1 protein-coding gene is annotated in these 648 nt (G+C 31.3%); it reads left to right on the plus strand.

The annotated features are described in order from the left end of the window. The coding region (locus tag B4033_RS12895) for a CoA-transferase (protein ID WP_286834556.1) at positions 1-245 on the plus strand (245 nt) is incomplete at its 5' end. Positions 246-648 lie beyond the last annotated feature (403 nt).

Consider the following 648-nt stretch of genomic DNA (forward strand, 5'->3'; position numbering starts at 1 on the left):
GTGTGCAGAAAGTCGTAGTCCTAATGGAACACACGGCTAAAGATGGTACCTCGAAAATCGTTCCTCAATGTACTTTGCCACTAACAGGTAAAGGTGTGGTCAACCGGATTATCAGTGATCTCGGCGTTATGGATATTACTTCAAGAGGAATAGTCTTAATAGAACTGGCCCAAGATGTCACGCTTGAGCAGATTAAAGCTGCAACTGGAGTTGAGCTGATTACGGATAGACTTGAGGCTGCCTGATCTGCTTCTACTGAATAATCAAAGCAGCGAAAGCTGCTTTGATTATTCTTATGAAATATTGCTTTAGCATCGTAATTACATTGAAGGTAAAGAATATTTTTCTATAATATTCATGTTTTTGCCGTACAATTTTTAAAAGCCCAATAAAATTTTATGAATGTAATTCACCTTATTGGATCAAATAAAATTATCTTTATTTCTATTCAAATAAGTTTGCAGAAAAACTATTTTTTTCGGTTTATTGTTTTTTTATTAAGCTCAATAAAACTTATAAAATTTAAGATTCATAACTACTTTCACACTAATTTATATTTAAAGTGACCACTAAAGATAATGATGATAACAAAATTTTAATTAGTAGAAAAAATACTTAATAAAAAAAGCCACTTATATAAGTGGCTTT

The organism is Acinetobacter sp. UBA3132, from assembly GCF_002364825.1.
Classification (GTDB): Bacteria; Pseudomonadota; Gammaproteobacteria; order Pseudomonadales; family Moraxellaceae; genus Acinetobacter; species Acinetobacter schindleri.